Origin of the sequence: Niabella beijingensis, assembly GCF_020034665.1 — a bacterium.
In the GTDB taxonomy this organism is placed as follows: Bacteria; Bacteroidota; Bacteroidia; order Chitinophagales; family Chitinophagaceae; genus Niabella; species Niabella beijingensis.
Window position 1 is genome coordinate 2,497,687 of record NZ_JAIQDI010000002.1, and the last position, 16,351, is coordinate 2,514,037.

At 49.1% G+C, this 16,351-nt stretch carries 9 protein-coding genes; 3 read left to right on the forward strand and 6 right to left on the reverse strand.

Features of this window, described 5'->3' with window-relative positions:
* Positions 1 to 58: 58 nt before the first annotated feature.
* From K7B07_RS26455 to K7B07_RS26465, 3 genes are all read left to right on the forward strand, one after another.
* Positions 59 to 754, forward strand: coding sequence for a hypothetical protein (locus K7B07_RS26455; protein ID WP_223713560.1), 696 nt, complete (start codon positions 59 to 61; stop codon positions 752 to 754).
* 100 nt (positions 755 to 854) lie between these two features.
* Positions 855 to 1,571 carry a DUF4625 domain-containing protein gene (locus tag K7B07_RS26460; protein ID WP_223713561.1) on the forward strand — a complete coding sequence of 239 codons (717 nt, stop codon included), beginning with the start codon at positions 855 to 857 and terminating at the stop codon, positions 1,569 to 1,571.
* A 138-nt stretch (positions 1,572 to 1,709) separates the two neighbouring features.
* The gene (locus K7B07_RS26465; protein ID WP_223713562.1) at positions 1,710 to 4,109 is read left to right on the forward strand and encodes an outer membrane beta-barrel protein; all 2,400 of its coding nucleotides are present in this window, start codon (positions 1,710 to 1,712) and stop codon (positions 4,107 to 4,109) included.
* Between the two features lie 48 nt (positions 4,110 to 4,157).
* Here K7B07_RS26465 and K7B07_RS26470 read toward each other — a convergent pair whose 3' ends face one another.
* From K7B07_RS26470 to K7B07_RS26495, 6 genes are all read right to left on the reverse strand, one after another.
* Positions 4,158 to 5,999 carry a carbon starvation CstA family protein gene (locus tag K7B07_RS26470; RefSeq protein ID WP_223713563.1) on the reverse strand — a complete coding sequence of 614 codons (1,842 nt, stop codon included), beginning with the start codon at positions 5,997 to 5,999 and terminating at the stop codon, positions 4,158 to 4,160.
* A 173-nt stretch (positions 6,000 to 6,172) separates the two neighbouring features.
* Entirely contained in the window at positions 6,173 to 7,897 is a 1,725-nt protein-coding gene (locus K7B07_RS26475) for an FAD-dependent oxidoreductase (RefSeq protein WP_223713564.1), read from the reverse strand.
* 20 nt (positions 7,898 to 7,917) lie between these two features.
* Positions 7,918 to 9,588, reverse strand: a complete 1,671-nt coding sequence (locus tag K7B07_RS26480; protein ID WP_223713565.1) for an FAD-dependent oxidoreductase — start codon at positions 9,586 to 9,588, stop codon at positions 7,918 to 7,920.
* A gap of 65 nt (positions 9,589 to 9,653) precedes the next feature.
* Complete coding sequence (locus tag K7B07_RS26485) at positions 9,654 to 11,267, reverse strand: FAD-dependent oxidoreductase (protein ID WP_223713566.1); 1,614 nt, start codon at positions 11,265 to 11,267, stop codon at positions 9,654 to 9,656.
* Between the two features lie 113 nt (positions 11,268 to 11,380).
* Positions 11,381 to 12,826: a RagB/SusD family nutrient uptake outer membrane protein gene (locus K7B07_RS26490; RefSeq protein WP_223713568.1), complete on the reverse strand. Its 1,446-nt coding sequence runs from the start codon at positions 12,824 to 12,826 to the stop codon at positions 11,381 to 11,383.
* A gap of 106 nt (positions 12,827 to 12,932) precedes the next feature.
* Positions 12,933 to 16,250 carry a SusC/RagA family TonB-linked outer membrane protein gene (locus K7B07_RS26495; protein WP_223713570.1) on the reverse strand — a complete coding sequence of 1,106 codons (3,318 nt, stop codon included), beginning with the start codon at positions 16,248 to 16,250 and terminating at the stop codon, positions 12,933 to 12,935.
* Between the last annotated feature and the right edge of the window lie 101 nt (positions 16,251 to 16,351).

The window sequence follows — 16,351 nt, forward strand, 5'->3', positions numbered from 1 at the left end:
GATCCTGTTACACAGCAACCCGGGTCAAAACCAACAAAAACGCATTTAAACAATAAGAATGAAATCATTTATCAAATTACCATATATCATCACCGCCGGGTTACTGGCACTTGGCGGATGCAGCAAGGAAAAAATCAAACAGGAGCAGGAAAAGCCATTCACGATCACCGAATATTTTGTGGCAGGAACGATCTCCCCTTCCGGCAATTCTTATAAAAGCATCTACCTGATACAACTTTTAGAAAATAACAAAGCTGTTTTCATAAGCTCCGGAAAAGATTTTACCGGCAACTACACTTTAACAGATGATTCGCTGGTTGTAATAGTGAGCGATCCTGACAATTACCGCGAAGCCCGGTTTGCCGTCAACAGCAAACATCAACTCACAGCTGCGCAGTACAAGGCCCTTGCCATGGAATACAACACCACCGGTACATTACTGAAAATTGAAAGCACTAACCAGTTTGCCGGCAAAACCTTCGGAGGCAGGGAGTACAGGATGGGGCCGGCCGTTAATAAAGAGCACTGGTATTATAAATTTGATGCAACGGGTACAAAATATGGTTCCGGCGAAAACACTTCATTCATAACACCGGCAACTGCTATTGAAATCATCAATAACAGCGCTTTTAAATTCAAAAAGGAGGCAACAACGGAGTTAGGCTTTATCAGCGGCGACTCTCTCACCGTATTCCGTTACAGCGGGCTCTATTATTTCGGAAATTATAAAATGCAACCATCCGTTACTGATTAATTCTGCATCACTGATCCGGACGGAAGATCCTGTCGCTGCTATTTCATCCGGACAAATGACCCTTTATTTTTTTAACTACATAAACAATAAAACAATTATTATGGTATTCCAACAACCTTTCAGCAAATGGGCGATCGCTATTATTGTACTTCTGGCAGGGGTCGCATCCTGTAAAAAAGACGACAAGGAATTAATCGCCAAACCAACGATCACCAACCTGGAGATCGGGGCCAACAACAGCAAGACCGGTTATCCGGGAGCCGATATTCATATCGAAGGCGATATCACCGCTCCCGGAACGATCGAAAACATTGCAGTAGAGATCCGGCCGGAAAGCGGGAACGGATGGAAATTCAATGAAACGTTTACAGAAGGCTATACCGGAACAAGGAACGCCACATTGCACGAGCACATTGATATACCGGAAGACGCGGCAACAGGGCGTTACCAGGTGCTGATCAGGATCGCCGATAAGACGGGGAACGTCACCGAACTGGCCGCAGAACTGAACATCGTGACAGACCCTTCACTTCCTTCCATAAAGGACCTGGAAGTGGCGTATGAGGGCAATGGCGAATTACATGTGGAAGGAGCCGTTACTGCAGTCAACAAAATTGCAGCGATCACCATAGAAGTGCACGGAGGCAGTTATGAAAAAGAGTTTCCGGTAACCGGTGACTATGCGGGCAAGACCACCTATCATTTGCACCAGCATATAGATATTGCTGATGCGCCCTCCGGTCATTACCATGTACATGTGGCGGTAAAAGACCAGGCCGGAAAAGAAATGGAATTTGAAGGTCACTTTGACAAATAAGGTCAGCCCGGGGCTGTTTCAAAAAGCGGTATTAACGCAGTACTAAAAAGGCTTTTGACATAGCCCCGGGTTTTATAAACAGTACCGGGTGATGGCAGGGGTTTCAAAAGCCCCTCCTTCCCGTACCTATGATAAATAATGAAAAAGCTTCTTTTATTTATACTACTCCAATGGCTGGTTCACGCCAGCGGGTCAGCACAAACAGCAGGCATTGACGGCACCGTGCAAAACAGTCACCGTAAGGCCCTGCCCGGGGCTACGGTTTCACTGCAGCAGCCGGGCAACAGTGCGCCGGCTATCAGTAAAAGCTGTGACAGTTCCGGTCATTACCGGTTCGACAAGCTTTCTCCCGGAAAATACATTATAACGGCTTCCCACACGGGCTATCTGAAATCATCCTGCGATACCATTTTTGTAGCAACAGTTCCGTCCAGGCATACCCATCATTTCATCCTGCCGGAGGACAGTACCACATTGACGGGTGTAGTGGTACAAAACAGCAGGCACCTGATCCGGATGGAAAAAGGGAAAATGATAATTAACGTACAGCAGATGGCCGTTACAACAGGGCTTACCGGTTTTGACCTGCTGAAAAAGATGCCGGGCATCACCGTCGATCAAAATGAAACTATTCAGATGCGAGGCTCATCGGGTATTAATGTGCAGATTGATGGTAAAACGACCTACCTGTCCGGCAAGCAGCTTACCACTTACCTGAAAGGGATCAGCGCGGAAGACCTGAATAAACTTGAACTGGACATGGCACCTTCAGCCGAATCGGATGCGGCCGGAAATGCGGGCATTATCAATATCATCCCGAAAAAGAACCGGCAAAAAGGCTATGCAATGGATTTAAGGACCGGCATCACCAGGGGATACTTCTGGATGCCTGCGGCGAACATTTCCTTTAGCCGCAACAGTAAAAAAATAAATCTGTTTGGTTCTTTCGATTATAAAACGCCCGACAGTCATTGGGAAAGCTCCAGTGGCAACACGATCTATCAGGACGGGGCTGCATTACAACTCCGGCGGATAAACCGGTCCGATTACAAAATCAACTATTATACCTGGCATGGGGGAACAGAATGGCAGTTCCTGCCCAAACATCTGCTGGGCATCGATTACATGGGATACCTGGATGACTATAAAAGCAGTAACCGCCCGACAGTCGCCACGTATAATGAGGCGGGCCTCCTGCGTTCTTCCATACATTCGGTCAATGATATCAAAGAACCTTATCACTATGATGCAGTTAACCTGAATTATCGTTTCGATATTGATTCCACCGGAAAAAACATCACTGCAGATGCACATTACACCTCCTACCGGAATTATTCCGACGGGAGAATGACCACTCAAAGCGCGAACGCGGATGGCAATATCACCGGTACATACAGTCTTTTATCGCACCAGCCGGGATTCATCCGGATCAGATCGGTTCAGTCTGATGCCACGCTCCCCTTTCCAAAGTTTTCGCTCAGGACAGGGGTCAAATATGCGGTAATAACCAATGACAATGCCTATCAGTTCGACTCCCTGACAGACGGCCGTATCATCCCAGCGGAAGCAATGAGCAATCATTTTGTTTACCGCGAAAGGATTGCCGCAGCTTATCTCTCGGCAGCGGGAAAAATAAAAAACATCAGCATCGATGCGGGCCTGCGCGCAGAATATACGAACGCGGACGGGTATACTGTCAAACAGGACATCAACAACCGGCGGTCGTACCTGCAGCTGTTCCCCACCCTTTCGCTCGGGGAGGATTTGAAAAACGGCGACAGGGTCAATATTGCTGCGAGCAGAAGGATCAACCGTCCATCCTACAGCGACCTGAACCCGGTACGCTGGTATACGGACCCCTACTATTATTATGCCGGCAATCCCGATTTGCTGCCTGAAATGGCCTGGGTCTTCTCAGCCGCCTACACCCTTAAACACCGGTATATTTTTACATTCAGCTACAATCGCAGCAGCAATTATATCAACAGAAAACTATTCAGGGATGACAATAGCGCTGCAGTCAGCAGCCGGTCCGCCAATCTGGGGAGCATGCAGCAGGCCGGGCTGATCATTGCCGCACCACTGCAGCTTTTTTCATTCTGGGAACTGCAGCTGACAGCAGATCTGAATTATATGACCTATCCTGTTTCACAGCTTGAAGGAGAATACCGGCTCGCGAAATGGTACGGAACCTTAACAGCACAACAGCAGATCCGGTTGCCGGCTGGTATAAAAATGGACCTCTTTACACAGTATGTATCTGCGGCGCTGCGGGGCATTTATACAACCAAACAGTATTTCTATACCGACATTGGTTTCAAACGATCATTTTTTGCCGGCAAGCTGGACCTGCAGTTCACCTTAAATGATGCTTTCAATACCATCCGTTATCAGGGCGTATCACAAAGCAATATTGTCAACTACTGGTACAACGACAAACCCGATACCCGGAAGGCCGGCATCTCAGTACATTATCATTTTGGCAGCGGGCCTGTAAAAGGCAACAAAAAGAAAACGGAAGAACAGGAACGGTTATAACCATTGATCAATCCGGCAACCCGTTAATGCTGTTTTATTTTCATTCAGCTACCGCTCAACGATCTCTTTTACGTAGTCGCCATAATAATCCAGCTCCAGCGCCCGTTTTCGCAGTAAGGACCGCCATCTCCGGAAGGTATTCAGGAAAACGATCAGCATCAGCAGCATAGCAGTGAATGCCAGAAAGGCCAGCAGATACTGCTCTTTAGGCAGGTAGATCTTCATGATCTGTTCGTAGCCCGCCCAGAAGGTGATAATAGCCATAAAGACCCCGGGAATGGCTGCGCACAATGCATATTTTTTCCGGTTAAGACGGATCAGCATTGTCGTACAAACGATCAGCCCGCAGGCGGCCAGCAGCTGATTGCTGATCCCGAATAACGGCCAGATGGAACTGATATTTCCTGTATAGACCAGGTAGCCCCAGGATAGTGTAAAAATAAGACTGGTGATCACAATCCCCGGCAGCCAGTTCCGGTCGTTGAATTTTGGGAAAACGGTACCGATCATTTCCTGTAAAAAGAACCGGCCTACTCTTGTCCCTGCATCGATCGCCGTTAAAATAAAAACGGCTTCAAACATGATCGCAAAATTGTACCAGTAGGCCATCACATCATTCATAAAAGGGATCTTGTCAAAAATATGCGCCATGCCTACGGCCAGCGATACCGCGCCACCCGTTCTCCCCATCAGGTCGACCCCGATCTTTGAGCTGATATGATCCAGATCCACAGTAACCAGACCGGGATTCTGCAGCAGAAAATCGGGATACAGTTCCTTCGGGGTGTTGATACCAAAATAATCGCCGGGCATCAGCGTACAGGCAGCGATCAATGCCATTAATGCCACAAATCCTTCCACCAGCATTGCTCCGTATCCCACAAAGAGGATCTCCTTTTCATTGCCCAGCATCTTGGGAGTGGTTCCGGTAGCGATCACCGCATGAAAGCCGGAAATAGCCCCGCAGGCGATCACAATAAATATAAAGGGCAGTACCGGTCCTCCGATGATCGGGCCGCCGCCATTCACAAACTTTGTCAGCGCGGGCATTTGCAGATCCGGGTGGATGATCACCACGCCGATGGTGAGCATGATAATCGTGCCGATCTTTAAATAAGTAGACAAATAATCCCTGGGAACCAGCAACAGCCACACCGGCAGCACGGAAGCCAGGAATCCGTAGATCGTAATGGCCACTGCAATCGTACTCATTTTCCAGTGAAACAGTTCCCCGATCCCTTTAAATTCCATCAGCCGGTGCCCGCCTACGATCGCAACAATAAGCAACACACCACCCAGGATACTGGCAAACGTGATACTGTTTTTTTTATACCGCATGATAAGGCCCATGATGAGGGCAATGGGTAATGTGGAAATAACGGTGAACAGCGACCAGGGGGCCTCATACATGGCACTGATACAGGCTAGGGAAAGGCCTGCCAATGTTAAGATAAGAATAAAGAGAATGGCGATCCCCGCAATAAACCCGGTGGTTTTTCCGATCTCCTTGCCTGCAATGGAAGCCAGACTCTCTCCTTTATGCCTCACGGAAGCGAAAAGAACCACCATATCGTGCACACCGCCGGCCAGCACACATCCGATCAGGATCCACAGCGTGCCCGGCAGGTAGCCGAACTGCGCGGCCAATACCGGCCCAACCAGCGGCCCTGCTGCTGCTATGGCGGCAAAATGATGCCCGAAAAGTACGTTTTTGTTGGTGGGCACATAGTCCTTTCCATTGGAGAACTCATGTGCAGGCGTTGTATTCTTTGCATTGATCCGGAGCACTTTGTTCGCCATAAAGATCCCGTAGAACCGGTAAGCAATGGCAAAAAGGAGCAATCCGGAAAAAATTAAGGTGAGGGCATTTACTCCGTTCAGAAAATCCATATCGTTTTAATTTTAAAAGCATTCATCACAGTCGTTATTGAACAGCAATCGTATCACGCAAATCCGATAAATAGTTTTATTGCAGTCAATAATACAAAACAATTTTTACTTCAAGGTCTACCGCATCCCACTGTGCAACCTGCCGGTAATTTATTGATCATAACAGATTCCTTTTACTTATAGATCTCCTCCGGCCATTGAAGGGACACGCCCTGCGCTTCGAGGTACTGCTGAAATTCCTCCAGCATTTTTTTATTCCCGCGTATGGCATGTGGCTCGGTCTTTTTCCGAAGCGAAAAAGCGATCACCATGCCGGCGGCTTCCCCTATCCCCCATTCTACCGGGTGCAGCCGGTAACAGCCGTTTGTTATATGTGTGGTGCCTATATTTTTATTGGCCGCCAACAGATTCCGCACCCGTTGCGGCAATAGCGCGCCCAGAGGGATCTGGAAAGGCAGGGAATCAAAATCGATATAATTGGTTCCGCCGGTACAGGGATGCAGGTCGATATGATAGTACCCGATACCGACGCTGTCAAAAAAAGCAGCCGATCTTGCCGCCGCCGCTCCTGAAGCGACCAGCTTCCGGTTCTCGCGTCCCACATGCTCTTCCAGTATCCGGAATACCGGTTTGATGCGGCGCGACTCGCGGATATAGGGATACTGGGCCATCCCATCATCCGTACCCAGCATATCCGTGCGGAGCAGCAGTCCCGGCCATCCCTGTCCTCCGTCAGGCCGTTCCACTTCCGTTTGAAGCCAGTAAAGCAGGGACCTGCTCAGCTCCTTTGCTTTTTTCACGCCCTTGTCAAAAGCCTGCTGGTCCACATCAATAATATTGGTCAGAAAATAATCATTCTGCGGCCAGTTGATCAGACTCAGGTTCCCTTTATAAAATCCCTCGCTAAAATTCCTGTCGTCAATAATGCGCCGGTAATTCCAGAGATTCAGCGTACCACCCGTTGGTTTTCCTGTGGGATCAAAACCCAGCTTCTTCGGTTGCAATGTAGCAGGACTGGAATAATACAGGGACAACAATTTCCCCGACCAGGAGGGTTTTAACGGGGGAACAAAATCCCGCCAGAAGCTGTAATTCTCCGGCTTATCGATGCGATGATCCTCGCCTTTCCGGTATTCCAGTACAAAGCAGCTGGTCAATGCCTGATTGTTTGCCGGGTCTGCCATTGCTGCGGCATGTAACTCGTTTGTCTGGCTTTTTGATTCGGCCCCGGAAACATACTCAACACCGGCCAGTGGCAACAGGTCGCCCAATTCTGTGGCATCCACAAAGTAGCTGCCTTTGAGCACATGCTCCGTTCCCGTTTCCAGGTTCCGGCATTTTACAAAATGTACCAGGTCTCCATCCGGATCCGCCGCCACTACTTTTGTCCGCAACAGGAGGTTCAGCTTTCCTGCAAGGGCATACGGCAATAGGAGGCTGTTCAATACCGACAGTGCCACACGGGGCTCATGACATAATTTAGATACCGCACCATTACCAGGATTGAAGAAAGCAGCCGCTTTCGCCGGTGCGCTTAAAGGATAAAAGCGATTGTAGAATTCCCGGATCTGTTTCCGCAGTTCCAGGTAAGATTTTGTGGCGCCAAATGATTCGATCCAGCGATGTTCATCCGGGCAGCTCACGCCCTGTTGCGTCAGCTGGCCGCCAATCCAGGCCGTCTCTTCCGTCATGGTAACGGAGCAGCCATTCCTTAATGCTGCCAGTGCCGCAGCACAGGCACCCATACCACTACCCGCTATCACCAGGTCGGAGCTGATCTCCCGGGAACCCCTGAGCGGTGAAGGTATTGAAGATACAGGACCGGAGGCCAGGCCATTAAAGGTCATCAGCGCCCCTGCCCCAACTCCGAATGATTTTATAAAATGTTTTCTTTTCATTGTTAAATACGGATACCCGTTTATCCTTCTATTTTCTGTTGTTGCTTTACCAGATTGTTTTTTAATTCCTGATAATTCACCTGTTGTACCGTTGTTTTATTCTCGATGGCCATAACCGCTGCGGTGGCAGCCGATTCCGCAAGGATCATAAATACCGGTTCCATCCGGATGGAGCCATAGGCCACATGGGAACTGGAAAGGCATACCGGCACCAGCAGGTTCTCACATTCAGCGGCCTTTGGTACAATCGCTTTATAGGAGATCTGATAAGGTTTGGGAACATGCACGCCAAAATCCCCCTCATTCTGAACAAAACCATCGCTGGTCACATATCGCTGAATGTTATGCGAATCCAATGTATAGGAGCCCATTCCGACAGGATCCGGAACCGACCGTTGCCCGAGGATCTCCTGCTCGGTCATTACAACATCGCTGACCATCCGCCGTGCTTCCCGTATATATAACTGATACGGCCAGTTGCCGTTATCTGCAAACTCATCTTTGGCCAGTCCCCATTTATTAAATTCCTGCTGCACATCCCGGGGGATACGTTTGTCGGTAGCTAAAAAGTAAAACAGGCCCTGCTGATACTTTTTGTGATCCTCCGTGATCTTTTTCCGCAGTGTATAGGAGGCCTCAGGATAGTGATAGTTCATGCCGATATAATCCGTACTGAACGGACCGTGGTTATTGGTATCTGTTTTCAGGTTAGGGATCGGGTCAAACTTTTGAAAAAGCTCGCGCCAGCCGCTGTTAAAGACCCGCACCAGCAGCTCATACTCCTTCGGATCATATCCGGCAGGCTGCGAAAACGCGATCCTGTTTTCCGGATGCGATGAAAAACACATCCGGTAACAATAGGCCTGCACTTTTTTATCACCCGTTCCATACGCCCCGGGAGCTTCGCCGGAAATGCCCGGCAGCAGCCCGCTTGAGGGATTTCCGGGGACCTTGTAGGGATCAATCCTGGACTTGAAATAGTGCCCGTGATGGAATACGCCGGTGAGCACGCCCGCCCATTTTTCATTATAGACCGCAGCCGCCTCTCTTCCAACGGTAAAGCCCACACCGGCAGCAGCCATCAGATCCCCTTCGTAAGTGGCGTCGATAAATACCTTGCCCGTATACTGGTTCCCCTTCAATGTTTTAATGGAAACGATCTGATTATTTTTAACCTGTACCCCTGAGGAACGATCCAGCCACTCATCCCGGAATACACTGATGTTATGTTCTTTAATAAATGCTTCAAACACCTGCTCCGCTGCATGCGGCTCAAAGATCCACATGGTCCGGTTGGCTCCATCCATCGCTGGGGTGCCCTGTCCCTTATTGCCGTACTGTTCTTTTTTCTGCCAGCGCCAGGAACCGGGATCGTCATAGTGTGACCAGATCCGGTGATAAAACTCCCGGGCCAGTCCTCCGATCACTGATTTATTTCCTGTGTCCGTAAACCCCAGTCCGCCGGAGGTCATGCCTCCCAGATGCAATTCAGGGCATACGATTAGCACCGACTTTCCCAGCTGTTTTGCTTTTACGGCTGCAGTAACCGCTGCTGCTGTGCCTCCATAAATAATGATATCGGCATTTCTTGCTTCACCGGCCGGACCAAACAGTTGCGTTCCCGTAACACCTCCGGAGACGATTGCACCACTGCCGATCGCCAGTGATTGAATGAATTTCCTTCTTTTCATACTATTTTTTTTGGGGGATCCTCCCCGTTTCTTTAAATAATTCGTAACTGTCTTTACAGATAAACTTATTTTTTGCCCTTTTCCAAAAACGGATCATCCTGCAACCATTGCTTCAGCCCCTGCACGTCAATTTTCTGAACCGGTTTTTCCTCTTTTATAGCCATGGATGCCGCCATGGCAGCGGATTGGCTCAACACCATAAATACCGGCTCCATGCGTATGGAGCCATAAGCAATATGACTGGAAGACAAACAAACGGGCACCAGAAGATTGGTGCACTCTGTTTCCTTTGGCGTGATCGAGCGGTAAGCGATCGGATAAGGCTGCTTTACATGCACTTCCACATTCCCTTCATTTTTTACCATCCCGTTCGCCACAATCCGGTCGCAATTATGACTGTCCATGCCATAGGAAGCAAGACCGATACCATCTTCAACCGTTACCTCCCCGGTACAGTTATGTTCCGTCATCACATAAGTCCCCACCATCCGCCGGGCTTCGCGCACATAAAGCTGTGGTGTAAAATGATCAAAGTCCCTGTACTCATCTTTGGGGTATCCCCAGTTGCGGATAAAATTCCTCAGGGTATCCGGAACTCTTTTATCCGTGGACATGAAATAAAGCAGCCCTTTTGTATAGGCGATACTTTCCCGGATCATGCCTTCCCGTTCGGCATAGCCCGCTTCCGCCCAGTCCTGGTTCATCCCGATCATATCCGTAGAAAAACCGCCCCGGTTGTTGATATCCGTTTTGCGGTTGGGCATCTTGCTCCAGATAAAGTAATGGTTAATGCCTCTCATTTCCGGCTGCGCTTCAATAAGGCGGATCAGCAATTCATATTTTGAAGGATCATAACCAGCGGGACGTGTAATAGGGATGCGGTTGGAAGCACTGTCGGTAAGACATATCCTGAAATTATAAGCCTGTACTTTTTTATCACCCGTTCCGGGTGCGACTGCCTGATTGGCGGAAATGCCCCACAGCAGCCCGCTTTGGGGGTCCCCGGGTGTTTTATAGGGACTGATCCCGTCGGGAAACTGGTGATAACCGGATTGTTTATGATACTCCGGAAGCTGAAATCCATTTAAAGTTTCCTTATACACGGTATTATCCTCCCGTCCAATAAAATAGGATACACCGGCCCTGGCCATCAGATCTCCCTCATAAGTACAGTCAATAAATTGTTTTGAACGTACCACAATAGCGGTGCCTGCTGCCTGACGGGAGAAATGTGCTTCTGTTATTGATGTACCGTTCTTTGTTACCGCTGCAAGCTGTGTCTGCGTCAGTAATTGTATTTTCCCTTCTTTCAGAAAATCATTCATTACAGCTGAAGCCACCCGCGGCTCGAATGTCCATTGCTCTCCGGATTGCCGGTATTTTTGTGCCACCCGCTGGTAAAATTGCCGGGAAAACCCGGTAATGGCATCTTTTATGCCCGCATCCGTTTGTCCGAGTCCCCCCGTGGTCAGCCCCCCGATCCAGTTTCCGGGTTCGATCAACAGCACCGTGTCGCCACACTTCGCAGCGGTGTAGGCAGCGATCACACCTGCTGCGGTGCCGCCATAAACACAGATATCGGCCGTATACGTTTTGGGAGCTTCTCCTCCCGCGCTTGCATGACCGGTTAGAAAATGCCCCACCATTACCATCAGTAACAGGATCGATTTATAGTTCATTACTTAAGAATTTTTATTATTGAATAGGATTTAACTGTTCTGTCCGCCGGTCTGCGGGGTCGCATTCCTGCAGGTCCGCAATTACCGGAGACCGTCCGTTCTACTCCGGATCATCAGTAGCCGGGGTTCTGGTCTGCCTGCGAGAGTGCGCCGTTATTATCGATTTCCTCCTGCGGAATGGGCCACAACAGCCGGGCATCAATAACGGTGCGCCCCACCAGGCCCATTGCCTTCTTTACTGTTCCTGTTCTTTTCAGATCGTGCCACCGTTGTCCCTCGGCAATAAATTCCAGCGCCCGTTCCTTCAGCACCGTATCCCGGAATTGCTCCTGGTTCATTCCGGGTGCAAAATCCGCTGCCGATGGTGTGGCAGGACTGTATCCATATGCCCGCCTCCGGATCCAGTTCAGGCGTTCCAGTGCCTGCGCCGTGGGGCCTCCGTTTGCCATACAATCGGCCTCTGCAAATACCAGGAAGGCTTCTGCATAACGGTATACGGGGTCGCTATAGGTTGCCAGGCCGTCATTTCCGGTGATGAACTTTTTGAACAGCACCGGTGTGGCGGAAGGCAGCAGTACTGAATCACCGTTCGGTCCGAGATATTTCTTATATAAGTTAAAATTCTTGCGGAGATCCTTATCATCCCAGGCAGCAAGAAATGATTTCATATTGGGCAGCCATGCATACACCCCGCCGCTGCTGTAGTTATACGGCGGCGTATTGGGGCGGTGCAGGTAATTGGGCAGGGTCGATTGCCGTGAATCGGAATGATGGATGGATAACACGTCCTCCGTACTGGTTGTTACAGCAAAGATCTTATAAAAGTCATCAGATTTTTGCACATTCACCAATGTGTATATTCCGCTTTTGATGATATCATCTGCTTCTTTTGCCGCTTCCGCCCATTTTTCCCGCGTCAGGTATACATTTGCCAGCAGCATTTTTGCCGCTCCTTTTGAAGCTCTTCCGGTCTCGGCACCCACCGATTCCGGCAGCCCGTCCACCGCCGCTTTTGCATCTTCAATGATCAGTGCATACACTTCATCTTCTGACGACCGCGGCACATCAACCTGACTGGCATCCACGCTTTCCTTTGTTTTTAACGGTACGGGACCGAATCCCCTGACCAGGTTAAAATAGGACATCCCTCTTAAAAAGTGCGCCTCTGCCAGGATCTTGTTCTTCAGGGTCTCATCCATTTCGATTGCAGGAACATTTTCCAGGACCGAATTGGCCCGGTTGATGGTACTGTAAAACGTAGACCAGATATCGCCGGCACGGCCGATATTAGCCACATCCAGGATCTGGCTGAACACCGATATCGGCGCCTGCGATCCGCGCCCCTCTTCGTAATCCGAATGATTTACCAAAAACAGCCAGTAATTGATGCCATAATTGTCCGCCAGGGCCGAATAGGCCCCGGTAATAGCGGTTTGCGCATCGGAGGCGTTCTTATAATAGTTTGCTTTTGAAATAAAACTTTCTGGGACCTCTGTCAATTGTTTTTTACAGGAAGTCCATAAAGCAATAAATCCGATATATAAAATAATCTTTTTCATCCGTTTGTTTTTTTAAGTTTAAAAAGACCTGATGACACGCCTCCACAATCATCGCCCGGTGTGAGAAGAGGCATCCGGCTTCATTCGCTTACTGAAATCATTTCAGTTAAAAACGCAGTTCGATCCCGGCTCCGAATACCCGGGCATTGGGATACCCGCTTTCATCCGTACCTATGAACAGCCGGTCTTCTATCGACTGTGAGTCGCTTCCCCTTGTATTCACTTCAGGATCCAGCCCCGGGTATTTGGTAAACGTGAACAGATTGGTCGCTTTCACATAAATACTGGCATAGCTCAGCCAATCCAGTTTCATTTTTTTCACCGGCAGGCTATAGGAGAGCTGCACCGACTTCACCCGCAGGTAGCTGCCGTCCTCTATAAACCGGTCGGATGGCCGCATCTGGGTCAGGGAGCTTAATTTGGGATACTTTGCATGCGGGTCGGGATTATCCGCCGTCCAGTAATTGCCGAAGAGATCTGCAAACTGATTTTGTGTCCGCTGAAAGGAATTCAGGTTTGTGAAAGCAGTGGCAAAAAAGATGTCATTGCCTTTTACTCCCTGTAAAAATACCGTCAGGCTAACATCCTTATAGGAGAAGCTGGAATTGAATCCATATTCAAATTTCGGATAGGGATTTCCCAGGATCACCCGGTCCAGCGGGGTAATGCTGCCGTCTTTATTCACATCCACAAATTTTATAAATCCGTTCTCATCCAGCCCGTCTTCCAGGTAGCCGTAAAAAACGCCCAGCGGTTGTCCTACCCGTGCCAGATTATACCCGGGCAAACCGGAGGTTTGTCCTGCAGTAACAATATCACTTTCTCCTGCGATCTTTAATACCTTGTTCCTGTTTGTCGATAACTGCGCCGCTGCATTCCATTTAAAGGCGCCGGTCAACACATCTGCGTTCACACTGAATTCCAGACCCTGGTTCTGAATTTCCCCGACATTGCGCAACATATAGCCAAAACCGGCAGAAGGCGGAAGGGGTACCGATGCCAAAAGATCCTTGGTATTTTTCTTGTAGTAATCAAATGTAAAACCCAGCCGGTTGGTCAGTATTGCCAGGTCCAGCCCCAGGTCCAGCTCACTACTGGTCTCCCATTTCAGCTGGCTGTTTGCGATCCCCGATGGGGCATAGCCCACATTTTCTGTATTGCCGTTATAAATATATTTCACCGGTGAAAGCCGGTCCAGGGACTGATAAGGTGAAAGCGCCGTGTTACCGGTGATACCATAACTGGCCCTGAGCTTAAGATTATTGATAAAGGTCAGGTTGTCTCTTATGAACCGTTCTTCCGAGAGTCTCCACGCCAGTGCTCCCGAAGGAAAGATCCCCCATTTATTGTCTTTTCCAAACCGGGAAGATCCGTCAGCGCGGATACTTCCTGTCACGAAATACCGGTCCAGAAACGAATAGTTCACGCGCCCCAGGCCGGAGACCAGGCTCCACCTGGAAATACCGGAGGTGGGCGGGTTGATGGTCTCTGCCGATCCCAGGTTATAGTTCTCGGTATTATTATTGGGAAACCCGGAAACAGAGATCCCGGAGTTTCTCGTCATATAGGTCTGATAGGTGAACCCACCGGTAGCCGTCAGCTTATGCCCGCCGGTGAATGCCTTTTCATAGGTCAGTACTTCTTCATTCAAAACTGAGTTCCAGTAGGTGCTGCTGTTGGAAGCACTGCCACGGTCGTTGGGATAGATGATCGGCGTAAATCCGTCACTGATCGAGTTCTCATATTCAAGTCCGATCCGGGATACAAAGGAAAGTTCTTTTGTTAATTTAAATGTAAACGCATTGTTGAGCAACACGGTATTTGCAAGGGTCTGGTTCTTATAGGGCGCTGCCCACAACATCGGGTTCCTCATATCACCGGGATCCGTAAACGGATAGGCTTCTCCGATACGCACCGGCAATCCGTTGTTGTCATAAATGGGACTGGTTGGCGGTGCAGACAACGCTCCCGAAAACATATTGTTACCTCTCCGGCCGTTATCTACCGGCACCGTATATTGTTGCCGTCTGGATAAATTAAGATTCACGGCAACTTTCAGCCAGTCTTTGATCTCATGATCCAGGTTCAGCCGGAATGACCCCTTCTTAGCACCGGAGTTAATAATGATACCCTGCTGTTCATAATAATTACCGGACATCGAATAGTTGGTCCTTTCGTTCATCCCCGAAAAACTCAGTGTATGGTTTTGCACCGGGGCATCCCGGAAGATCGCATCCTGCCAATCTGTTCCCGGCCCCTGTATATCATCCAAATTAAAATAGGGCGCTTTCCCGTCATTTTTTAAAAACTCATTTACTACGGTCGCGTACTGCCGGGCATCCAGCATGTCGAAACGTTTTGCCGTTTGTTGCACCCCGTAATAGCTGTTGACGGCGATCTCATTTCTGGCGCCGCCCTTTCCCCGCTTGGTGGTTACCATTACCACGCCGTTGGCGCCCCGGGCCCCATAAATTGCGGTTGCTGATGCATCCTTTAAGATATCAATGGATTCGATATCGGCAGGGTTCAGGAAATTGATCCCGCCTGCTATCGGAAACCCGTCCACAACGTATAACGGATCATTACTGCCGATCATGGAGTTGCCCCCCCGAACCCTGACCTGGACCCGCGAACCCGGTGCCCCCGAATTATGCGCTACAGACACACCGCTGGCCCTCCCCTGGAGCGCCTCCCCCACATTGTAAACCGGAACGGCCTGCAGGTCTTTATTGGAAACCTGCGCAACCGAACCCGTCAAATCCTTTTTTCGCTGGGTACCGTATCCTACCACTACCACCTCATCCAGCCGGTTCTCCTCTTTCTGCAAGGTGATCTGCTTTGCCTCCCCGTTGTTTACCGGGATCTCACGACTCAGATACCCGACTATCGAAATGATCAGGATGGCGTTGCTGTCTGCAACCTTAATGGAAAATGAGCCGTTCTCATCGGTTGTGGTGCCGTTCGTGGTTCCTTTCTCCACAATATTTACTCCGGATAAAGGCGCCCCTGCCTCATCGGTGACAACGCCTTTTACATTCAAAGAAACGGTTTCACTCGGATACCCGACGATCACCACCATACCGCTGTTCATCTTTTTATAAGAGAGCGAGGAATTCTTAAGCAGATTGTCCATTACATCGTCAATGCTCGCCTTGCTGGCATAAATATCCACTTTCCGGCTGTTCAATTCATCGTTATCATTATAGAAGAACCTGTATTGGTACCGGTTCTCAATATATTTTATCACGGAAACGATGGTCTTGCCCTTGAGGTCAAGATCTATTTTCTGCTGGGAACGCCCCTCCAGGGCGAACACCTGCAGGGAGCTAAACAGAATTAATAAAACAGCACCATTCATTATCAGGAAAAATTTCACACATAACGACCCTAACCCACCTACAGCAGGGCAATCATTTTTTTTCATACATTTGAGTTTGAATTAATAATTGATACCAGCAAATTGCTTTCAGCAATTTTTCAATTGTTTAATTTGGTGGAAATGTGACAGCATTTCCACTTTTTTTC